This window comes from Schleiferia thermophila, assembly GCF_003337435.1.
Classification (GTDB): domain Bacteria; phylum Bacteroidota; class Bacteroidia; order Flavobacteriales; family Schleiferiaceae; genus Schleiferia; species Schleiferia thermophila.
Genome location: NZ_QPJS01000019.1, coordinates 1 through 2084, shown reverse-complemented (window position 1 = coordinate 2084; position 2084 = coordinate 1). Strand labels below are relative to the sequence as shown.

Genomic DNA, 2084 nt, shown 5'->3' with positions numbered 1-2084 from the left:
TTCAGCACACCCTATCGCTTCAATGCCAAAGAGCTCGACTCCGAAAGCGGGCTTTTCTACTACGGAGCCAGGTACTACCACCCGGTGGTGAGCAAATGGTTGAGTGTGGATCCGATGGCACACCTTAGAGAATCCCTTTCACCATACAATTATTGCAGTAACAATCCAATTTTAAGGATTGATCCGGACGGAGCTTTGGACGAACCAGTCTACGGTTCAGACGGTACTTATCGGGGAAATACAAAAGAAGGGTTTACGGGGCAAGTTATCATTTATGACGGTGATAAAGATTTTAGTAATATGGGGGCCTTTGACCTACTTTATGATGAAAGTTTTAATGTGGGGACCCAAAGAGGAGATGCAAATACCTACGACAGAGTAAGAAGTGAATTGTCTGGAGATGCCAAATCAAAAATTTGGACACATATTGTTTCTCAGATGGAAGGACAACAGATTTATGATGAAACCTTTAGTATGAGTAGCATTGAAGGCGGGAAAATATATTATGACGGAAATGATGCAGGTGGTTGGAATTCTCGTCCAAAAAGTATGTATAAAGGGTGGAATGATAGAATTACAGGAACAGATAAATATACATATAAAACTACGGTTGAAAATATTCAATCATCAGTGGTAGTTCACGAGTGGTATTCGCATATAAAGAAAGGTCAGGGGAATTATGAATATATAAAATCTCATAGGTTAGCTTATAAAAATGTTATCAATTATAAGCCCCTATGGAACAAAACAACAGATGATTATAAAGGATTTAATATGAGAAGTTTATTAAAATACACTAAAGAAGAAACAGGGCGGACAACGGTTGACCCCTTATATCGAAACCTATACAACAAGTATAAAGATAAAAGATGAGTGGGATTATGAACTTTTTGACAATGATAGCAATGCTATATCTTTTTGGTTCTTGTAATCAACCATCTTCAAGTAGTGAAACCCAACACTCAAATAAAGAGGAAATGAAGCAAGAAATTCAAATAGAAGCGGACAGCATAGTAGTAAATTATTGGAAAAGTACAGAAGCGAATGAGTATCATTTTTCGTACACAAAAGAAAAGATAGAGATACGAAGTGCTTACTTTAATTTTGAAAAAAATGTGAATGAAGCGCTAATTATTCAACAATTTTTACGTTTTATCAACCAATTATACATAGATAAAAATGAAAAAATAATTTTATCCCAAGAAGAAGAACCAGCACCTGTATCAGATTATCACGTAATATCAGTTTTGGTCTATTTTAATGGTAAAAAAATAATTGAAGAGAATACGAAGATATACAGTAATATAAAGTTTAATTCCCTATTTCTTGAGTTTTACGATTTTTTAGACAGCTTGATTAGGGAAGAATAAACCAAACTAATACAACCCACGCAATCGGGCTTTTGTCGTTTATAGCATATATTCAATTTAGTAGCTTAAATAAAATTATCTACGGTAAGCAAAAGACATTCTTTGTCTCTTTGTGGCAAGTTTTCAATCTCTGCCATACGCTTAAACATTACAGGGTCTTTAAAAACATTTTGGCTTTCTGTCTCGCCCATCAAAAAACTAATGGTGGTATCTAAAACTTCTGAGAGCTTCTTAATTACATCAACAGTCGGTTTTACTTCGTCTCTTTCGTACTTGCCAATAATAGAATGATGTGAACTGATTTGTCTTGTCAGTTCATCTTAGGAGTAGCCTTTAACTTCTCTTGCTTCTCATAATTTTTTACCGAAACTATCCATATACTGTGTATTTGTGGTGCTGAAAAGCCTGTTATTAAATGATAACGCAAAGAAACAGACAAAATATGAGTTATTGAAACCATAAAAATTTTGTGGTTTGATATAGATGTTCTACTTTTTTACCAAATATTGACAAGTAAAAATTTTAAACTTTTTTCAATGGATATAAAAGACATCAAAACAGGTTTACAATATCGGAAGTAATTAAAACATTACGGCTTGAAAGCCGAAAAACACAAATACTTACAGTAGTTTTTTCAATCTCACTAAACTCATAAAAAAAATCTATTGGTGTACTCAATCTCCCGTATTTTAGCTATACTTCTGCAAAGCGATG

3 protein-coding genes are annotated in these 2084 nt (G+C 33.9%); 2 read left to right on the top strand and 1 reads right to left on the bottom strand.

Translation table 11 applies throughout. From position 1 onward, the window contains the following. On the top strand, positions 1-873 hold an 873-nt coding region (locus tag DES35_RS11335; protein ID WP_147269362.1), incomplete at its 5' end, for an RHS repeat-associated core domain-containing protein. A gap of 8 nt (positions 874-881) precedes the next feature. Then, positions 882-1370: a hypothetical protein gene (locus DES35_RS11330; protein ID WP_125039494.1), complete on the top strand. Its 489-nt coding sequence runs from the start codon at positions 882-884 to the stop codon at positions 1368-1370. A 65-nt stretch (positions 1371-1435) separates the two neighbouring features. On the opposite strand, the gene DES35_RS11820 is transcribed toward DES35_RS11330, so the two are convergent. After that, on the bottom strand, positions 1436-1672 hold the full coding sequence (locus DES35_RS11820; RefSeq protein WP_371851084.1) for a helix-turn-helix domain-containing protein: 237 nt from the start codon (positions 1670-1672) through the stop codon (positions 1436-1438). Positions 1673-2084 lie beyond the last annotated feature (412 nt).